General features: G+C 60.8%; 9 protein-coding genes and 3 pseudogenes. 5 read left to right on the top strand and 7 right to left on the bottom strand.

Going from position 1 to position 19,830, the window contains the following annotated elements:
* Nucleotides 1-11: 11 nt before the first annotated feature.
* On the top strand, nucleotides 12-437 hold the full coding sequence (locus BDOA9_RS36425) for a hypothetical protein (RefSeq protein WP_025038835.1): 426 nt from the start codon (nucleotides 12-14) through the stop codon (nucleotides 435-437).
* 526 nt (nucleotides 438-963) lie between these two features.
* Here the strand turns inward: BDOA9_RS36425 and BDOA9_RS36580 are convergent.
* Both BDOA9_RS36580 and BDOA9_RS37520 read right to left on the bottom strand, forming a co-directional pair.
* On the bottom strand, nucleotides 964-1,734 hold the full coding sequence (locus tag BDOA9_RS36580) for a YopT-type cysteine protease domain-containing protein (RefSeq protein WP_025038834.1): 771 nt from the start codon (nucleotides 1,732-1,734) through the stop codon (nucleotides 964-966).
* A 339-nt stretch (nucleotides 1,735-2,073) separates the two neighbouring features.
* Nucleotides 2,074-2,289, bottom strand: a complete 216-nt coding sequence (locus BDOA9_RS37520; protein WP_042337087.1) for a hypothetical protein — start codon at nucleotides 2,287-2,289, stop codon at nucleotides 2,074-2,076.
* A 112-nt stretch (nucleotides 2,290-2,401) separates the two neighbouring features.
* Between BDOA9_RS37520 and BDOA9_RS37515 the strand changes: the two genes are divergently transcribed.
* Nucleotides 2,402-2,590 carry a hypothetical protein gene (locus BDOA9_RS37515; protein ID WP_192859691.1) on the top strand — a complete coding sequence of 63 codons (189 nt, stop codon included), beginning with the start codon at nucleotides 2,402-2,404 and terminating at the stop codon, nucleotides 2,588-2,590.
* A 395-nt stretch (nucleotides 2,591-2,985) separates the two neighbouring features.
* On the opposite strand, the pseudogene BDOA9_RS37510 reads toward BDOA9_RS37515, so the two are convergent.
* Together BDOA9_RS37510 and BDOA9_RS36405 are read right to left on the bottom strand one after the other, a co-directional pair.
* A pseudogene (locus BDOA9_RS37510) lies at nucleotides 2,986-4,010 on the bottom strand (IS110 family transposase).
* Nucleotides 4,011-4,085: 75 nt separating this feature from the next.
* Nucleotides 4,086-4,748, bottom strand: a complete 663-nt coding sequence (locus BDOA9_RS36405) for a hypothetical protein (RefSeq protein WP_152033760.1) — start codon at nucleotides 4,746-4,748, stop codon at nucleotides 4,086-4,088.
* 383 nt (nucleotides 4,749-5,131) lie between these two features.
* Between BDOA9_RS36405 and BDOA9_RS38630 the strand changes: the two are divergent.
* Nucleotides 5,132-5,251, top strand: a pseudogene (locus BDOA9_RS38630) (IS110 family transposase); the annotation flags it as partial.
* 356 nt (nucleotides 5,252-5,607) lie between these two features.
* Nucleotides 5,608-6,634, top strand: a pseudogene (locus BDOA9_RS36395) (IS110 family transposase).
* Between the two features lie 1,349 nt (nucleotides 6,635-7,983).
* On the opposite strand, the gene BDOA9_RS36385 reads toward BDOA9_RS36395, so the two are convergent.
* The 3 genes from BDOA9_RS36385 to BDOA9_RS36375 form a co-directional block, all read right to left on the bottom strand.
* Complete coding sequence (locus BDOA9_RS36385; RefSeq protein WP_025032487.1) at nucleotides 7,984-9,183, bottom strand: IS256 family transposase; 1,200 nt, start codon at nucleotides 9,181-9,183, stop codon at nucleotides 7,984-7,986.
* Nucleotides 9,184-9,311: 128 nt separating this feature from the next.
* Nucleotides 9,312-9,941 (bottom strand): hypothetical protein, encoded by a 630-nt coding sequence (locus BDOA9_RS39235; protein WP_244521641.1) that lies wholly within the window; start codon nucleotides 9,939-9,941, stop codon nucleotides 9,312-9,314.
* Between the two features lie 227 nt (nucleotides 9,942-10,168).
* Entirely contained in the window at nucleotides 10,169-19,102 is an 8,934-nt protein-coding gene (locus tag BDOA9_RS36375) for a shikimate kinase (protein ID WP_244521640.1), read from the bottom strand.
* Nucleotides 19,103-19,518: 416 nt separating this feature from the next.
* Between BDOA9_RS36375 and BDOA9_RS36370 the strand changes: the two genes are divergently transcribed.
* On the top strand, nucleotides 19,519-19,728 hold the full coding sequence (locus BDOA9_RS36370) for a hypothetical protein (RefSeq protein ID WP_042337083.1): 210 nt from the start codon (nucleotides 19,519-19,521) through the stop codon (nucleotides 19,726-19,728).
* Nucleotides 19,729-19,830: the final 102 nt, after the last annotated feature.

Here is a 19,830-nt window from a genome sequence, read left to right as displayed (position 1 = left end):
TCCAATCCCGATTGACACCTCCGGAGAATGTTCCAGCACGACTGCCCGATCCCGCCACGATCGAGGGCCTCCTCACACGTCTTCCAACCGGAGCTGACGAAACGGCGCTGGCAGCCGCGCTGACAGAGGCGTTTCCCGGATTTTCCTTTTCGGCGGTCAGCATCGACGACCGGTATTGGCGCGACACGCGCTCGGTGATCGCGGCCGACGCGACGCGGATCGCAGAATACCGGCCGTGGATGAAAGCAGAGCTTGCCAGGGACAACGACGACATTGGCGCACTCTGGACGCGATTGCGTGAGAGCGACCTTCAAATCTCGGAATGGCACGGCAACACCGTGTACGCCTTCGCGTCGACTGGACCGGGCGCGTCGGATCGCTTGTCCATCTCATCCGTCGTCCGCAAGTGTTTCCAGTGCTCGGCCGGGAAGTCGTAGAAGGCAAGCAGCATGTCTCGACGTGCCGCCGGGGCTCGTCATCGCCGATGGCGCACTCGGCTTCTGGCCGATGCATACCCTGAGCCGCGAGCTCGAGCCGAGATGACGATTGCGGAAATCGCGTAGCGTCCATTCTTTTGTTCGGCAGCGCCGCGGGCCATTCTTCCGTCCCGGCCACCGATCTCGCAGCCGCCCCGAGCACGGCGGCATGCTGGCGTGGAACGGGACTGCATTCCTGGCGCCTGGGCAGCGGCCAAGACGCCCGGTCCACTGCCATACGTTCGTGCCGCGCGTCTTTCTTAGCACATGCGCAGCTTTGCTGCGTTGTGTCGCGATTTAGCGCAGGAAATCGCCGAGATGCCCAGCGGCCCACAATCTGCTCATTCACCGCTTCTCAGCGATGGAGCTGTGCCACGCTAGGCAATGTGGACACTTATCGCATCCACAAGACGGTGGCGGCGACAGTGACGACGGCGTCGTTGTCACCGATGACGCTGCGCATCCGGTCGTGGCCTACTGCAAGGCCTTAATCGGTTCGTACCCTTTGCGTGGTGATGCTCAGCAATTCCAATCCATTGGGGTTTCTGTAACGATTGGCGAGGTTTTCGAACAAGTCACTGATCTGCTCCTGTGGAACAGCAAATTCTCCGTAGTTTGGATCGAACAGAGTGACCATTCCGTCCGACGCTGATGTCGCAACCAAGTGTCTTTCGCGTCGTCCACCCCGCTCGAAACACAAGCTGAGCGAATACGCTCTTCCATCGGCGGTGATTTTGCCCGCTAATTCCGAGAAGCTCGCTGCATCGCCAAATGTGTATGTGTTCCCTGTCTCAGACGGAAGCAAACCAGCGTCCCTCAACACGGTGGCCCTTGCACGAAAACCCGCCTCAGACCTTTCAATCTCCTCGCCCCGCAAAAATCGCACAAGGCTCTCATAGTTCCGCTGGTACACAGCCGCTGAACGGTGTCCGTCGGAGCCGGGTAGCAGCGCAGTCATTCGGGATCTCGGGCTGTTCGGGAGATTGCCGAGCCATGCTGCAGTGAGTCCAACACAGATGTTAGTTCTGTTCGCGCCCTGCAATTCGGCCGTCATGTGTTGGGACAGGAAGATGCTCATCCTAGGTGGAGAGGATGTGCTGGGGTTGGCTGGATCCGCGGCATCTGCCTTACTGGTGCAGCACCCCATTCTTTCGGGCAGAGCCGCAAGAGCTTTATCAAACCTGTCATCGTTTGCCGGCTTGCTTAGCTCATCAGTTTGGCCAGCAAGTACTGATGAGTGGCTGATCCGGTTGAGCATCTCGAGCTCCCTTGCGCTAAGGCTGTGTCGTCCCCCCGTTGCCAAGGTACTTGGCCAAGCTGACGGCAAGCTGTCTCGCCCGTGTTGCCCAGCTGCTAAAACAAGCTTTGGAGCGCCGCTGCCGACGCGGAGGCAACCGGAAACGAACAGCAGGATCTCGTTGATCCAGTTCTCCCCCTCTCCATGCTTGCGTTCAACGGGAAAGGAGTGAACTGGCGTATGGTGATAGCTCGCACCGAGTTCGTGCAGCCTGTGGTGTGCAAGCCCTAGAACGTCCCTGGTTATGTCCATTCATCCACGTTCAGGCGATAGCATCACACCTTGAGACAGAGCTCGACTTTACAAAGCTGAGCCTTTGACAATCGCTCCCGACAAGGACGAATCGACTATTGTTGCGGCATCGAGCTTCTGCCCGATCAGGCCCCTGCGGAAATAGAGATCAATCGTGCCCTGCTCGTCGTCTGTCACGCTATCGTCGATCGGTGCAATGCGCACTTTGCCCGTGAGAGCCAATTCAGCGGCACATTGGTTGGGATATTCATCGACCTGCCCCACGTCTCGGCATAGGTTGTTGAGCGACCAGGCCCTTGCAGCCCAGACCTGGTGTCAATCCTGAGCTCTGCAACTTGCAGCCTCTCCCGGCGGTCCATCGTTCCAAGAGGCGACCGTGACGATCCGCGAACAATCTCGGCTCATGGGCCGGCCGCTCGCCAAGCGTTCCGTCGGGAGCACCCTCCTACTGAAAGGTTTCGAAGCCGACATCTCGGTCGTCCTCAATGCTGGCGCGCTCAACGCGCGCAATCTCTACGTCGCGATGACCCGGGGATCGTGCCGGGTTTTGGTTTGCTCGCCCTAGCCGATTCTCAATCCGCCGTGGTGAGAGTGCTAAGCAAGTGCGACCCAGGACACTTGTCCTGCGGACATGTAGACGATAGCGCCCCGTTCGGTGCCTGTGACGCGCAGGTAGTCGCGCAGCTGAGCCACATGCCCATCTGTGGGCGCCCCGGTGGAAGACTCTTTCGATCAGGTGTTGCGCGTAGTCGGGTGCTGACATCTGTCCGGCCTTTATTGCGACCGTCATATGTCGCGGGCCCGTATGGGAGTTCGCGGATCAGGTCCAAATCACAGCGGCGTACTTGGAAGCACCTGGCATGTACTGGTTTTCCTGACCCCGTCTCATCGACTGTTGCGCCGTACCTTCCGTTTGACCTTCCTACCTCCTCGACGACCTCTGGTCGGGCGGATTAGCGATTAAGCCGCTGCGACCGGAGCTTTGTAGACCCCACCGTTGGCCATCAAAGCCCAAACGGTACGGGCCATCTTGTTGGCAAGAGCCACCGCGACAAGCATGGGCGGCTTACGAGCGAGCATGCGCCCCAGCCATCTCCCTTGCGATGCACCGCGTCGGCGAGCCAGCTTCACCACCGCACTCGCCCCGATGATGAGGAGACGCCGTAGTGTTCGCTCACCCATTTTCGATATTTGGCCGAGCTTCTGTTTTCCACCAGTGAAACGTTGCAGCGGCGTCAACCCTAACCACGCGGCGAAATCCCGGCCACGTTTGAAGTTTTCAGGGGCAGGCGCTAGCGCCATCAGAGCTGTCGCCGTGATTGGGCCGATGCCAGGAACGGTCATAAGTCGCCGGGCAACTTCCTCTTCTCGGGCTCGTCGCGCGATCTCAATATCGAGGTGCTTGATTTGCTCTTCCAGCACCCCCAGGATCTTGACAAGGATATCGAGCGCCGGGTGCGCCGCCGTTGACACGCTGCTCCCGGAAGCTTGCGCGTGCTCAACCAGCGCGGCGACATTGGACGTTCCCTTTGCAACGACCAGGCCTATTCGGCGAGGTGACCTCGCAACGCGTTTATGATCTGAGTACGTTGCCTGACCAAAAGATCGCGAGCGCGAAACACGACCGCGCTCGCCTGCTGGTCTTCACTCTTCACGGCGGCAAAGCGCATGGTGGGGCGTTGGGCCGCTTCGCAAATCGCTTCTGCATCGGCCATATCGTTTTTCTGACGCTTAACAAACGGCTTTACATAGGACGGTGGAATGAGACGCACGGTGTGACCCAGCTTGCCAAGCTCACGAGCCCAGTAATGAGCGCTGGCGCAGGCTTCCATCGCTACCAGGCACGCAGGTTGCTGGGCGAAGAAACCCAGCACTTTGTCACGACGCAGCTGTTTGCGGAAAACAACACTGCCGCTAGCGTCTGCGCCATGTGCCTGAAACACATGTTTCGCCAAGTCTAGTCCAATCGTGCTAACTTCGTTCATGGACGCTTCCTCATTTGTGACGGTTCAACGCCCTTCACTTTGGCACATCCATGCCGTCGAGGGGCGTCCACCCCATCACTGTGTGCCGCCGCCGTGGCGGTTGACATCAGACTTCCAGTCAACGACAAGCGCGATGCGCTCCCCCTCGGCAGCGTCTGCACGGCCGGCAAGAAAATGCGGCGGCTTTGCAGTCCAGAGTGGGACTTCAGGCACCAGTTGCGCGAGGAAGTGTGTGAGCTCCGGCAGAGCCAATGTGCGCAGCGCCGTCTCCGCCATCTCGTTCGAATCCGGCCTTGCAGCATCCGTCTCGTCCGTGGATTGCAGCCGAGCAAGGAGTTCGGCTGCGCGCCGGATGACCTCATCAGGGATGCGTCCAAGTTCACCTGTGAGCAGCTCTTCCATCAGCTTGTGCAGGACCGTGCCACGGAGTGAGCCCGCCCCAACAATGCGCTGTGGCTCGTCGGATGCCGCATCGACGACGAACATATCGACCATGTCAGAGCTGCGGTCGGTGTCCCGTTCACTCGGACGGTCCCATATGATCGGCGGTGAGGCCTCGGCCAGTCTCTGGCCTTCAACAGCGAATACTGTCGGGGTCTGATCGTTAGCGACGGACTGCGCAGCGCTCAGGATGGGCTCAGGCAACAAGTCGGCTCGAATCTCGTAAAGTTGCTTTTGCCCGAGATCCATCACCCGCGACCACGACCGTGATGGAGCGCCGGGCAGGTCGGGGATCACGAGCAGGTCGCGGGCGCGGGTCGTTGCGACATACCAAAGCCGTTCCACGTAGCCGGAGGAGTCAGCTTAGGTTGTGATGAAAGCGTCTCTGCGACACCCGTGCCAGCATTCTGAACCGCACCGACAGCGTCCTCGCCGAGCTCGCCCTGGAGTTCGACGCTCCCAGACAATCTGGCTCGTTGCTCGGATATTCTGCGTGCGTACTGGACGTGAACACGGCCGGGGCTCTATTTCCAGGCCAAGACCCAAGCGAACATGTCAGCGTCCGCTGCGTCCAGGCGGCCTGCCGCGCCGCCCGCCGACGCGACCAACGTCGTGTTCTTGCGTGTCGGGGATAGCACTATGCACCATTTAAGACCAAGGCTGCTGCACACAGCGTCCATTCTAAGAGAATTGGCATGAGGAAGGCGAAGGTCGCCATCGCGCGCAAGGTCGCCGTTGTTCTGCACTGCATCTGGGTCGACGGCACATCGTTCGACCGGGGCCTGGCGAACGAAGCCTGATCCGATTTTGTAAAGTTCTTGGTCCGGTCTGCCGGACTGGCGATGTCCCCTTGGGACGGTGTTGTGGCGACCTCGTTCATTCGGCTGGTGTCGGCTTGACTGTACTCCGCTGCAGACGTTGAGGCGTCCGACCCGGACATCATCATGAGGGGCTGCGCGACCTCGGAAAGGACCTGGTAGCGCCTGTGCCGTCGGAGCTGGTCGACGTTGCGGAGACGGCGCTCCGGCTGATACATGTAAGCTCGACAACAAACCATAATTAAAGGAAGACGATGACGTAATTGCGGTCAGCACCCGGGGCACAAAAGCTCCGTTATCGTCGAGCTCTCGCAATCAACCGATTCGGAGGAGCTGTCATGAGGCAATACCTCGGCCTGGATGTCTCGCAAAGAGAGACTTCGGTTTACGTAGTCAACGAGACCGGTCAAGCGAGTTTTGAAGGGAAGGCCAAGTCTGATCCCGGCGATCTGTCCAAGCTGCTTCGCAAGCATGCGCCATTGGCGGAGCGAATCGGCTTTGAGACGGGCGCGATGGCAAGCTGGCTTTGGCACGAGCTTCGTAGGGTTGAACTCCCCGTCGTTTGCATCGATGCAAGGCATGCACACGCAGCACTGTCTGTCCGCATGAACAAGAGCGATCGGAATGATGCTCGGGGCCTTGCCGAACTGGTGCGGGTTGGATGGTATCGAGAAGTCAAGGTCAAGAGCGAGGAGAGCCAGAAGGTTCGAGCGGTTCTTGTCGCGCGATCTCGCCTTGTGTCCATGCGGCGGGATATCGAGAACCAAGTCCGCAGTCTGATCAAGGAATGTGGGTTGCTATTCCCTCGCGCGATTGGCCAGCAGTTCCGTAACCAGGTCGGCGAGCTATTGGGCGAAGATCATCAACTCCTCAACGTGGTCGAGCCACTCCTGTCGATTCACGAGCATATCTGCCAGGAGCAGAGCAAATTCGACGACGAGGTCCGCCGATTGGCAAAGTCTGACGAGACGATGCGTCGCCTGATGACGGTTCCTGCTGTTGGCGTGGTTACTGCCTTGACCTTCCGCCATACGATCGATGACCCGTCCCGCCTTCCGATCGGCCTCGACAGTCGGCGCCTATCTCGGCCTCACACCTCGGCGCAACTAATCTGGTGAAACTGACACCAGTGGCAAGATATTCCGATGGGGCGACAGGCTTCTCCGAACCTACCTATTCGAGGCAGCGACGGTCCTTCTCTATCGGACCAAAAAATGGTCTTCCCTCAAGGCCTGGGGAATGAAGCTCGCGAAGCGCGTCGGCATGAAAAAGGCAAAGGTCGCCATTGCCCGCAAGATCGCTGTGATCCTCCACTGCATTTGGGTCGATGGCACGTCGTTCGACTGGGGCCACGCGCCGACCTGACCTTATTCTGCAAGTTCCTGACCCGGTCCGCCGGGCCCGGCGATGTCCCGCTGGGACGGTGGTCGTGGTGACCTCGGTCAATCGGCTGGTGGCGGGCTCGCCCGCACGCCGTTGCAAACGATGAGGCACCCGATCCGGACATCATCATGAGGCGCTTGCGACCTCGGAAAGGACCATGACCCCAGCGACGGGCAGCTGATCGCATTGAGATTTAGGTAACGGCCAATCGGCCCACGACTACCGAGCTGGCTATCGCTCTACCAGCCGCGCTCGCCCCGTCTCCGCAACCCGACCCGCTCCGACGGGTCAAGCGCTACTGTCTTGCCGAATGGCTTCAAAAAGCGAGTTGACAATAATCCGCAATTAAAGGGCCGAATGACAGCCTTTTACGCGGGGCTCGAACCCGCGCGAGTGATGCACCGAAATCTGCCTACAACCAAATACGGCCCGAGTTCAACGTTAGGATATATTTCTACAAAGAAATTTGCGGTCAGTTGAGAAATGTCACGCACAACCGTCGCTCGTCACGCCAGATGACGGAACAATAAAAATCATGCCCAACGCTCGGAATGCGCAGGCCGAAAACTGCTGGCATAAACGGAGCATGCAACGTCTGAACTATTGCGGAGGAAGTCGTAAGGTAGCGCACCTTACAGCGCATCGGAGAACCATCAATCACAATCTCGGCTATACGAACAGCCCTGTTTCGGCGCTCTTTCGTCACGTCTCACATCTCCCCCGCTCTACGGCGCCGGAGATGTGATTGGCGATTTCGGTCTCAATTTGGCTGGATCATGGTTTCATTGTTAGGCTGCGAGATCCGACCAGAAACGACAATCGGGAGACAGGCCTGCTTGGTGGATTCGCATAACGCGGAAGGCGCCATATCGGACCGCCGCAGCTGCGGTAAGCGAGGTCCTGCACTCTCCTCCTGCCTGTCTCATCGTCGCTCTTGATGGAGCATTCAATGAGGCTGGACCGAAAATGTCGGGTTATATCCAGTGGTTTGATAACGGTGCGAGCGGCATGCTTGCGATCGCGACTTTTTTACCACGGAGGTCCGGAAGATGAGCACGCCGGACCGTAGGAATGCTCGATCGCGCCGACGATGCGCTGTCGATCCACCGGCAATGCATGTTGCTTGGCATCGCGCCAGATTGTCGCCCCCATTGCTGTCACTGGCACCGCCATCGATCAGTGGGTCGGCGACGGCCCCTATGCGGGACCCTTTGCGGTAGCGATGAAGCTGCACTGCTCCCACAACAATCTGACCATCTGGAATGATCGTGTCCCGTGGCGTGGTGTAGCTGAGTGCAGTTCACCGCGTTCGCCGGCATGGGCCGGATCGGTCAGCTGGCGATTGCCGGGAAGCTGACGGCGGGATCATCGCCCAACGGGGCGATGGTTTCCAGTGTCATGTAGCGACCGCGTTGAACCGCCCACTCGTCGTTCTGTTCGAGCAGGATGGCGCCGATCAGGCGGGTGATGGCGTCCTCGTTCGGGAAGATGCCGACCACTTCGGTCCGCCGCTTGATCTCGCCGTTGACGCGTTCGAGCGGATTGGTCGAGTGCAGCTTGGCCCGGTGCGCGGCTGGGAAGCTCATGTAGGCCAGCACATCGGTCTCGGCCTCGTCGAGGAACGCCGCGAGCTTGGGCAGTTTGGGACGCAGCTGATCGGCAATGCGCCGCCATTGCGCGCGTGCCGCCTCGGCATCGTCCTGGGCAAACGCGGTGGCGATGAAGGCGGAGACGACGCGCCGTCCGCTCTTGCCGGCATGCGCCAGCGCGTTGCGCATGAAGTGCACGCGGCAGCGCTGCCAGGTGGCGTTGAGCACCTTGGCGACGGTGGCCTTGATGCCCTCGTGGGCGTCGGAGACGACCAACTTGACGCCACGCAAGCCCCGGCGGGCGAGCTTGCGCAGGAACGCGGTCCAGAACGTCTCGGCCTCGGACGGGCCGATATCCATGCCGAGCACCTCGCGCCGGCCGTCGCTGTTGACACCCACCGCAATGATCACCGCGACCGAGACGATGCGCCCGTTCTGGCGCACCTTTACGTAGGTGGCATCGATCCACAAATACGGCCAGTCGCCCTCGATTGGGCGGTTGAGGAAGGCCTTCACCTTGTCGTCGATCTCGGTGCACAGCCGCGACACCTGGCTCTTGGAGATGCCGCTCATGCCCATCGCCTGCACCAGATCGTCGACGGAGCGGGTTGAGACGCCCTGCACGTAGGCTTCCTGCACCACGGCGGTGAGTGCCTTCTCGGCCATCCGCCGCGGCTCGAGGAAACCCGGGAAGTAGGAGCCCTTGCGCAGCTTGGGAATACGCAGCTCGACCGTGCCGGCGCGGGTCTCCCAGCTCCGATCGCGGTAGCCGTTGCGCTGGACCTGACGCTCCTGGCTCTTCTCGCCGTAAGCGGCTCCGGTCAGGCCTTCGACCTCCAGCTCCATCAGCCGGTGGGCGGCAAAGCCGATCATCTCGCGCAACAGATCGGCATCAGGGGTCTTCTCTACGAGCGCGCGCAAGTTCATCATGTCGTCGGTCATCGGTGGTTCCTCGAATCAGGTTGGCTGTCGCAATCCAAACCTTACCGACGAATCATCGGTGACCACCCGCAAAGCCGCCCGCCCGCTACGGCGCTATCGGAGGGCGCGCGGGCGGGCGACTTTGCTCATCAGCTACACCACTTCTTGGGACACGACCTCTGGAATTCCCAACGGCTGAGATCGAAGGTCATAATCATGAAACTTAAGGTCGTGCTGTATCTTCCGTGGTAGACGTCGAACTCTGCAAGGGTGGCGTGGAGGCGGTGTCTTGTAAAGCTGGTGGCGCTGCAAGAATCCCAGAGCCTGTCCTGTGTATGCTTCAGCGGAACCGCCAATGCCTCAAAAGCCGACTTCAAATCTGCATAGGCTAAGGCGCCAGCTGCGGGATCGATCTCGTTATAGGCGGACAGCGCCGCTGCATAATCTTGATAGAGCGGCATCCGGGCCTCGTTGGTCCAGCCGAGACCCAGATGGTGGAACTGGTCAGCCGGAACGGTGATGCGACTTTTATCCAATTCCCGGAGGTAGTCAGCCGACCAGTCGTGGATGGTATAGGAGTCAATCTTATGCATCATTGACCGCCAGCGATTGACACGCTCCTCCAGCGGCACCGGGCAACAGACTCTCGGCGACGATCCGAGCTCTCGCAGCTTCCGAACGCAGGCGGCGCCCCGACGGCCTTCAAGAACTTCCAGCCGGCTCACCGACCCCGCCGATGGGCCGTCTAAATGGACGTCCTTTTTGCTGTCCAATCCCATCTCAAACCTCCGTCCAACCCGGAGGCTTCTTCGCACAGCTATCCCGATCCCGAAGCAAGGGTTCCGGCTAAGCGCTTACGAATTCTCGGCTGGTGGTGCAAGCGCAGTGTAGAGATCGATGAGGCGGAGCGAGGCTTGGCAAGTCCATCGCGCCAGGCGGACTCCGAAGTAGACGCGGCCGGAGATCGGGCGATGCGTGTTTATATGCACGCATCAGCGTCGTCGAACTACTCGCGCTCGATCTGGGTATCTCCCCGAGAACCGGGTGGCATCGGCTGATCGCGACATTCGGGCGAGGTCGGATCCCACGGCATGGGTACCGCCGCCCCGCTGGAGGCACGAGTTGCCTGCTTGTGATATCGAGAGTTGCGGTCTCCTGCCATGCGTTGCGCCAAGCCGCTAGGAGCTCGGAGTCGGTTTTGGAGCGCCTCGCGATCGGCAACAAGGTTGTCGAGCTGCAGCACGGCGGACCGGATCTGCGCCAATCCTCGAACTAGCGCCCTTGTGCCGTCCACCACGAACACGCCGCAGTCATAACCGTTCCGCTGCTGGGCCATGCCGGCTGGCTGCAGACGGGCGCCCAGCCTTGCTGCGAGCTCAGTTGCAACGCTGTGATTGTGTGCCCCGGAGGAGGAGTCGTAGTGATAGGCAACTGCCGCTCCCGGCGCATGACGATCAACGAGCAGCAGCGACCAATGAGAGCCGCCGAATTGAACATCGCCATCGTTCACTGGCACGAACAGGAAGTTGGCCGTATTGTGACCATCCTGGTCATTGACGATCCCAAGTAACGTTTCCAGCTGGTCATCCCGGTTCTCAGTTAAGCGCAGCAGTTGGGCTTGCGCGGGGCGAACGAACCGCGTCCGCGCGGCCAGACCGGGATTGTTGCTTTGCAACTCCTGCTCAAGGAGCGCGTAATCCGCCGCGATGTGCTCGTCGTCGAGCCATTCCGTGTCGCCAGGCACCAGGCCGCTGCGGCCGTTGACTGCCTGCGGCAGTCCTCCAGCGGACAGCACGACCGGCGACGAGGCAGCCCTCCGTGAGGAGCGATGTTGCGCCAATTCTCTCCGTTCTGGCCAGGATTGCGGCACGTCTATAGTGATCGAGGCACTCGTTGCGCGCCGCTCGTCCAAAGCGCTGTTGGGAGCATCCTCACGCCGCTCCTCGGATGCGTCCGGTTCGACAGGAACGTCAGCGCGAAGCTTCTCGTGGAGCTTCTTTAGGCACACATTCGTGCTCTCGTTGACGTTCCGCTTCTTCAGGTCAATTCTGAGATCGGCTTGTCCGTAGATAGGGGCACGCTTGCGCATCAGCTCCCTTATCCCCTCTTCTCGGTTTTCGGTCTGCAGCAGCGGGCGGGTCGTGTGTTTCGCCAAGTGTCGGATGATCAGGTCGAGGTCAGGGTTGAGCCAGATCGAGATCGCCTTCTCGCCGATGCACTTGCGGGTCTTCTCGTTGGTGAGGGAGCCTTCCCCTGTTGCGAGCACTACGGGCCCTCGCTGCAGTAACTGCGTGATCTCATTCACCTCCAGCTTCCTGAAATACGCCTCGCCATGGTCGTTGAAAATGTTTGTTATCTTCTTGCCGGTATTGTTCTCGATCACTTTGTCGGAGTCGACGAACTTCAGCCCTAGCCGTTTGGCGAGCTTGTCACCGATATTGGATTTTCCCGCGCCCATCATCCCGACGAGCACGACCGACGTCTCGCCCAGGGCGGCAACAATCTGGTCGGCTATTGGAGACCTCTTTGCCATATGTGGGCGGGCAGCTCGCAAGATAGGCGCCGCGCTGGCGCCAGCTGTGCCGGTGGCTTCGGCTTTCCAGTGGGGAATGTCCGAGACTCCATCGGGGACCGTGACCTCCTTGCAGATGTCTCGCGCACGCTGTACGAGTTGCTCGGCCTTGGACTGATCGAGAGTCCCTGCGTTACCTCGCTGCAGCTGCTTGTAAGTATCGTGGTTGGCAAGCTTAGCGTTGTAGCTGTCCGGCGTATGGAACTCCACTTCGAAGCGGTAATCTTTCGGCGTGGCGAATACGGTTTTGATTCCGACAAATTTCGGATTGAGCGTCCTGAACCAGTTGGTTGTGCTGACCTCGGTGTAGCCATGCTCCTCGAACGCCAGCACGGTCTTCCTGAAGGCGGCGGTAAACTCCCTCTCAGAGATTTCGAAGATATGGCGCACGGCGTTGGCGATCAGCTGTGAAGTGTCCCCTGAGGGGAGGCTGATGCCGGTGAGCTGGTCTTGCATGGAGGATTCCGATCTCAAGCGTCGGTCGTAATGGGGCAAGTTCACCCGAATGTCGGATTGTCCAAGATGTTCGATTACCTCACGTACGGTCGCCGTAATTGTCACCTCTTGTATTGTCGCGCGATCAGCCTCAATTTTGGCGCGGGCGGTGGCCTCTTCGCGGGTCACTGTGATCATCGTGTCGGAATCAGCGCTGGCAAGCCGTCGGTCGGACGGTTCGGGCAGAATGCCTCGCTCCACAGCGAGCTTGAGCGAGGCTTCCATAACAGAAGCCGCTAGGGTGGGGTTGCCCTTCAGATCCGCCAGGGTCGCGTCGACATCAAGCCTGCCCTGATTGACAGCTGCCGCAAGACCCTTGGTGTAGGGGACCGCGTTCAGCCCCGGCGTCCGCTGCAGCAGTCGCTGAAGCTGCTGGCTTTTCTTCGCAAATAGGCGGGCGCCCGTGTCGGATTTATAGGCGTCGGTCCCGACCTTGATGCCGAGGCTCAGGAGATTGTTGGCACTGCGGACGAGGTCATTCGCAACGTACCCATCTGGTCGGGGATGAATGCGCGCCGGATAGTGGTCGATGATTAGCTGGATGCGCTCTCGTGGCTGAGCCGTCGTCGGATAGGCTTCCGCCAGGTCCGGGAACAGCTCGCAGAGTTCCTCGCTCACCGTCGTCCTTGCGTCGTTCCCGCTCTCGCCGGCTGCGGGCAGGCCCCCCTCCTCGGCCACCCAAGCCTCAAGATCGGCCAAGAGCAGGTCGGCCATTTCACGGGCGACCGGATGGTCCGCGACCTCGATCTCCTGGCTCGCCTTCTCGAGCTTGTCCTCGATGTCCTGCCGGCTCACCTCGTCCTGGGCTAGCAACTCACGAAGGTCACGCCTGAGCTCGTGGTGGACGCCCTCGTAAATCCCGAACACCGCACGCTCGGCAAACCAGCGCCGTGCCTCATGGGATTGCGCCAGGAAGTCTCGCTGTAGCCCGGTATAGGTCTCCAGAACGTTTTGCGTGGCCGCCAGGATCTGGCTGGCGCGGCTGAAGTGGTAGTGCTCACCCTCAATCGCCGGGGTGTGCGACTTGGGCGGCTTGAGCGACTGCACGCGGCGTGCCTGCTCCTTCTGATCGAACTGCAGGACGTGCTGATAAAGCTTCGGCCGGTCGCCGACTATGATAACGGCATCCCCGTCGAAGTCGCCATCGAGCTTTTTTTGTTCCGGGGGCGGGACCGCGACCAGCGATCCCGGCGCGAATACCTCAGTCGCCTGCAGGATGCCGACGCCCTCCAGCAACGTGTCCTCCTTGGCGCGGTCCTTGGTCCTTGTCCAACGCGAATGACACTTGACGTCCTCGGCCGACAGCACCAGCGCACAGTCGGCGAAGGCGACCGGCCACATCGCGTCGGGCACCACGATCAGAATCCCTTTGGCAAAGAACGTTGGATCGTTGTCGGCCAGCTCGCCGCTCGACTTCTGGGCGACATTGAAGCTGTACTGCATGGCCACGCAATGATCGAGGAACGCGGCGGTCGGGTCCGGATCAGCGCTCAAGCTAACCTGCGCGGCTGCGAACGGCCGCAGGTTGGGCTTGTCGTAAGGCGATCGCCCGATCAGCACGCCCTTCGTCCCCACCAAGGTCTCGCTCTTGAGCGTCGGCACATGGAGGCGGCCATCGCTGGAGGGCACGGCCACAGCCCCGGGGCCATCGATGTGTCCACCGGTTACGGTGCGGTAGAGTTCTTCGGAGGTCAACTCTTGCCCGTCTCGGCTTGCAAGCCAGCTCCTCGCCTTCTCGCGCGCCTCATCGGCCACCTTTTCGCTGCGCGGGTAGTGTTGCAGCGCCGAGGCGGGCAGTGATGCTCTGCGTCTTTCGCCAAAGGCCGGCAGGCGATCAGCACCGCCCTGTTGGCCCGCGCGGCGAACGGCTGGCATGCGCTCGGCCAGCGAGCCCTTGATGAAGCCGCAGCCGTCATGCGGTTGCAACGCGATTGCGCCGTGCGGTCCGGCGAGCCGGAACGGATGCGCCTCGTCGGCAGGGCGGTCAGGCAAAAGCGCCAGTCTGAAGGCGCCTTCCAGCGCACAGTCGTTGGGGCCGAGCCCTTTGATCGCCGGGGGCGCTGCAAACCCCCGGCGCTGCGTATAATAGTAGGCCTCCTTGAACGGGGCCCACGCACGCGATAGCCGCTCGAAGTCGGTGCCGGCGGCGGTGTCGGCGTACGGAATGGCTAAAAGCTTGCCCCCGGACGGCTCGGCGCGCGGCGCCCCGGGCGCACGCGCGGCGATCTGCGCCAGCGTCCTTCTCGGCGGCTTCAACTTGCTGCCGCCGAACAGGTCCATCCGGTAGGGCACGCCCTCGACGGTGAGCGTCCGCGCCAGCATCAAGGCACTCGGTTGCGCAGGCAGTTGCACCGCGACCACCGGCACCTGACCTTGCGTCAAGCGGTGAAACACCGAATATCGGGTCTCGGACTCGATGGCCATTCGCCGCCCCTGCATGTCGACGACCGGCAACTGCATCAGTCCCGCATCCCCCTGCGGCGACCTCGGCTCGTGGTCCATCTCGCACAACACCTGATCCACGTTGAACCGGGATGCAGAATGTTGCGCCTGGATCGTTGCCGCATTCTCCGCCAGGAACGAATCCAGTGCCTCGAGCGGGCTTTCTGCCTCGATCTGCGCGATCAGATTCCAGCTCATGTTGGACAGATCGCGCTCGATCAGCTCGCGCGAACGGTGCAGGATCTCCTTCGTACCGCGCTGCAACTCCTGCTGCCTAGCCCTCAGATCGGACTTGATGCCCTCGACATAGGGGCGTCTGTACAACCGCTCCAGGACCAAACGGCTCTTGAGCACCTGATAGATCGATAAGGCGGGGCAGCGGCTTGCGTGCGGGCCACGGATGCGCTCCGCATCGCTTGCTCCAAGATGCGCCGTGATCTTGTCTTCCACGACACGCTGGATGTTGTTCAGCAGGTTAAGCGCCGGCCTGCGGTGCCAGCGCAGCTCTTTCTTCGAGCTGCGCGCCAGCGGCAACACAGCGACGCAGAGAGTGCCGAACGTTTCGAGGTTGTTCTCTGAAAAAGCGGCTTGATGGCGCAGTTCCTCGAGCCGATTCAGCCCTGGCCGGGCGAGCAAACCGAGATCATCGACCATGCGGGTCTTGCCCAGCGCCTTGAAAATGTTGGCAATGCTCAGAACGTCAGCGTTTTTGAGGCGATCATCGGCATAGTGCAGATGGTGGGCCAGCTCGTGTATCCGATCCTTCAACAGAGTGGTCTCGATGATCTCGGCGCTGTCCTCTGCCGCCATGACGCTTCGCGACAGAGCATGAGCGATCATGCTCAGCTGAGGCGTCGTGAAGGCACCGAATCGTTGCCCGCCACGGCCGAGTCCCCGCGCGATGTCGACCACGGCCTGCTGACATGCCTCGTCGTCCAGCCATTTGCTGAAGCCGTTTGCCAGGTTCGCCAGAGCCCGCGGAGTAAAGTCAGCGAGCCGGCGCCGAAGAACTTCACCGGCGATGACGGCTGCGGCCTGGCCCATGCACTCCTTTGCCGGCCACTTGCTAAAGCCGTTCACCAAGTTTGCCAGATCCTGGCTGTTTAAGCGAGTGGCCCGGTCGCCGTCGCACACTTCACGGGCAATCGTGATTGTGGCTTGGCTGGTGTTGTTCTGTTCCGGCCACTTGCCGAAAGCATTCACCAGAATCGCCAGATCCTGCTGAGTAAAGTCAGGGAGTCGGCGCCGAAGAACGTCACCGGCGATCGCTTCCGTGGCTTGGCCGGTGCACGTCTCCGTCGGCCACTTGCTGAAACCGTTCACCAGCAGTGCCAGATCCTGGTGAGTAAAGTCAGCGAGCTGGCGCCGAAGAACTTCACCGGCGATCGCTTCCGTGGCTTGGCCCGTGTACTCCTCTGTCGGCCACTTGCCGAAACCGTTCACCAGTTGCACCAGATCCTGCTGAGCAAAATCAGAGAGTCGGCGCCGAAGGACTTCATCGGCAATCGCCACTGTAGCTCGGCTGGTAACCTCTCCTGTCGGCCACTTGCTGAACCCGTTCACCAGGCCTACCAGCCCCTGCTGAGTAAAATCAGAGAGTCGGCGCCGAAGGACTTCACCGGCAATCTCCACTGTGGCTTGGCTGGTAACCTCCCCTGTCGGCCACTTGCTGAAACCGTTCGCCAGCTGTGCCAGCCCCTGCGGAGTAAAATCAGAGAGTCGGCGTCGAAGGACTTCACCGGCGATTACTTCTGTGGCTTGGACGGTGTACGTCTCTGTCGGCCGCTTGCTGAATCCGCTCATCAGCTGTGCCAGTTCCTGCTGAGTGAAATCGGATGGTCGGCGCCGAAGGACTTCACCGGCGATCACCCCTGTGGCTTGGCCCATGTACTGCGCTGTCGGCCACTTGCCGAAACCGTTAACCAGGTTTGCCAGCTCCTGCTCATCAAAGGCTGATGGTCGGCGACGAAGGACTTCACTGGCGATCGCTTCTGTTGCTCGGCCCGTGTCCTTCCCTGTCGGCCACTTGCTAAAGCCGTTTACGAGGCTTGCAAGTTCCTGCGGGGTAAAGTCAGACGGTCCGCGCCGAAGGACCTCGGCGGCGATCTCCACCGCGGCCCGGCTCATGTCCTTCTCTGTCGGCCACTTGCTGAAACCGTTGACCAGGTTGGCCAGCTCCTGCTGAGTAAAATCAGAGAGTGGGCACCGAAGGACTTCACCGGCGATCGCCTCTGTGGCGGGGCATGTGTTCCGCCCTGCCGGCCACTTGCTGAAGCCGTTCACCAGGTTTGCCAGGTGCTGGCGGGTAAAATAGGAGAGGCGGCGACGAAGAACCTCACCGGCGATGGCTTCGGTGGCTCGGCCGGCGTCCTTCTCTGCCGGCCATCTGCTGAAACCATTTACCAGATTTGCCAGATCCTGTTCGACAAAATCCGATGGTGGGCGACGAAGGACTTCGCGGGCGGATGCGATTGTGGCCCGGCCCGTGTCCTGCCCTGCCGGCCATTTGCCGAAACCGTTCACCAGGTTTGCGAGTTCCTGCGGAGTAAAGTCAGACGGTCGGCGTCGACGGACTTCACCAGCGAGCGCTTCTGCGGCTCGGCCCGTGTCCTGCCCTGTCGGCCACTTGCTGAAACCGTTCACCAGCTGTGTCAGCCCCTGCGGACTAAAGTCAGGAAGTCGCCGTCGACGGACTTCACCAGCGAGCGCTTCTGTGGCTCGGCCCGTGTCCTGCCGTGTCGGCCACTTGCTGAAACCGTTAACCAGCTGTGCCAGCTCCTGCGAATTAAAGTCAGATGGTCGGCGCCGAAGGACTTCACCGGCGATTGCTTCTGTGGCTCGGCCCGTGTCCTGCCCTGTCGGCCACTTACTGAAACCGTTCACCAGGTTTGCCAGCTCCTGCTCATTAAAGCGGGACAATCGCCGCTGAATGACTTCACCACCGATCGCTTCTGTGGCTCGGGCCGTGTCCTGCCCTGCCGGCCACTTGCTGAAACCGTTCACCAGATTTGCGAGCTCTTGCTCAGTGAAATATGAAGGCCGGCGTCGAATGACTTCACCGGCAATCGCTTCTGTGGCTCGGCCCGCGTCCTTCTCTGCCGGCCACTTGCTGAAACCGTTCACCAAGTTTGCCAGCTGCCGGTGTTCAAAATCAGAAGGTCGACGCCGAAGGACTTCACGTGCGATCTCCATCGCGGCTCGACCCGTTTCCTCCCCTCCCGGCCACTTGCTGAAACAGTTCACGAAGCTCGCCACGTGCTGTGAAATATAATCAGATAGGCGGCCACGGGTGCAAACCTCGCGAGCGATCACGGTCGTGGCTTGAAAACACTCATTCTCTGCCGGCCACTTGCTGAAGCCGTTGGCCAGCAATGCCAGACTTTGAATCTCGACATCCTGGACTGCCCGGCCTCCATCGGAACAGAATCTTGCGATGCAGAGAATTCCATCGCGGCATTTTGGTTGCCGTCGGTGGCGACCAAAGGATAACGCGAGGAGGGAAAGGGCGCGGGGATCCCCCATTCGATTCATGAGCGCCTTGTCGAGCCGCGACACCTGAGCCGCCACGGCTTTGCAAGCGTCTATGCCGGCCTCACCTGCGGCCTCCCTGCTCACCTCGTTACACGTCCTCGCGTAGTCCCATAACGACCGGACATTTTCTGTCAGCCGCGGGACAAAACGAGCAACGAAATCGGCGGCCGCCCTTTTCAGGAACCCTGCGGCGTCTTGTCCTTGTAGCTGATTGCCGCGACGCACCGCCACATCAGCAAAAGCAGAGATGTCGCGCGCGCGCGCGATTTCTCCTAGCGCCGCGTTTAGTTCATCTGCACCTCTGGAATGTCCTCCCGAGATTGCACCCTGGGTGTTCTGCGCGGCCGCATTGTCAATCCGCAGCGCTCCTCGTCCGCGACCGACGTCGGAGACGGATTGCCGATCGCCCCTTCGCGAGCTTCCCGCCGCTCGATCGGCGCCGAACCGCTCACCACCAGAACGGACCGCGCTCGCCTGCCGATCTGTTGCGTCACCGTAGGCTCTGTCAGGTTGCGGCGAGCTTTTAAGTTGGATTGCGTGCCCAGGCACGTCCCCGATGGGCAGCCTTCCTGGTCCGTAAATCCAGCCGGACGCGGAGTGCGCATGCAGCGGGAGCACACCTTCTTGCGAGGTTCCGCCGGTTAGGTAGTCGTAAGGCTGCCCTCCCGAACGCAACGGGCCTGCGTCCCCACTTGGGGCACCATCGTAGGATCGATAAGGTCGCTGCGCGCCCGAGCCATCGGTGGTCTGCGCGGACACATCGTCGATGCGCCACCTTGCTGGTCCATGGCCGGACTCCGATTGCGTGTGCGGTTCGAGCCAGCCTGTTTGTGCGCTTTCGGCCTCTCGATCGTCGCGCTGCGGCGTCCCATCAGAACGTGACGAGCCAGATTCGGGCAAGGAGCGGAGACGTCGACGGCCCGCACCGATGGCGCCCAGCGCAGCCCTGAAAATTCGATGTGGGGCGAGGGAAGGACCAGCGGACCTGCGCGGTAAGGCACCAGAGCTGCCTGGCGCCATGCAAGAGGAGGAAGCTCCTGAGTCGTGATACTCGGAATGCATCCGCTCCAGGGCCGATCCGAATGACGGTTCAACGTGAGACTCGTCGTTGCCTCCGCTTTCGCAGGCGCCAGATTCCGAGACGGGCGACTTCCCGTTCGCGTCAATGCCCCTCATTTCATCTCCGATGTAAACGGAGCAGTGCCACCTACCCCACGAATTAGCTGCTGCCGCGAAACGGGAGACAATCGCGAGCTCGTTGCTACTGTTCTAACCTGACTTGAAGCTGACCTCTTGAGACTACCGAAGATCCGATCGTGGTGCTCTTCAAGATGCTACTCAGTCCGGCGCTGATCGAGGATTTGCTGCTTTATACCTCGACCTTGGCTTGCTGGCTTATCGCTGAATGGCAGGGAGCGACGGGCGCGTGGGACCGCGAGAGGAAACTGCAGGAGAATGTCACGGACATGTTCGCGTTGCAGCACTTCCCCGCCGACAGACGTTCGCCCGCGGTAATCCGAGATTAGCTCTTTCAGTGTGCTGACCTTGTTCGCAAAAGCCTTGTGATCGACCTCTTGGTAAGCCCCGGTTCGAGCCATAATCTCGTGCCAGTGCCGCAACCAATGCGA

The organism is Bradyrhizobium sp. DOA9, assembly GCF_000617845.2.
In the GTDB taxonomy this organism is placed as follows: domain Bacteria; phylum Pseudomonadota; class Alphaproteobacteria; order Rhizobiales; family Xanthobacteraceae; genus Bradyrhizobium.
This window is presented reverse-complemented; position numbering and strand designations above follow the sequence as displayed.

Bases quoted from the DNA above. Each gene is read 5' to 3' on its own strand.
- BDOA9_RS36580 (WP_025038834.1), bottom strand. From the start codon at position 1,734: ATGCTCAACCGGATCAGCCACTCATCAGTACTTGCTGGCCAAACTGAT.
- BDOA9_RS36385 (WP_025032487.1), bottom strand. From the start codon at position 9,183: ATGACCGACGACATGATGAACTTGCGCGCGCTCGTAGAGAAGACCCCT.
- BDOA9_RS39235 (WP_244521641.1), bottom strand. From the start codon at position 9,941: ATGGGATTGGACAGCAAAAAGGACGTCCATTTAGACGGCCCATCGGCG.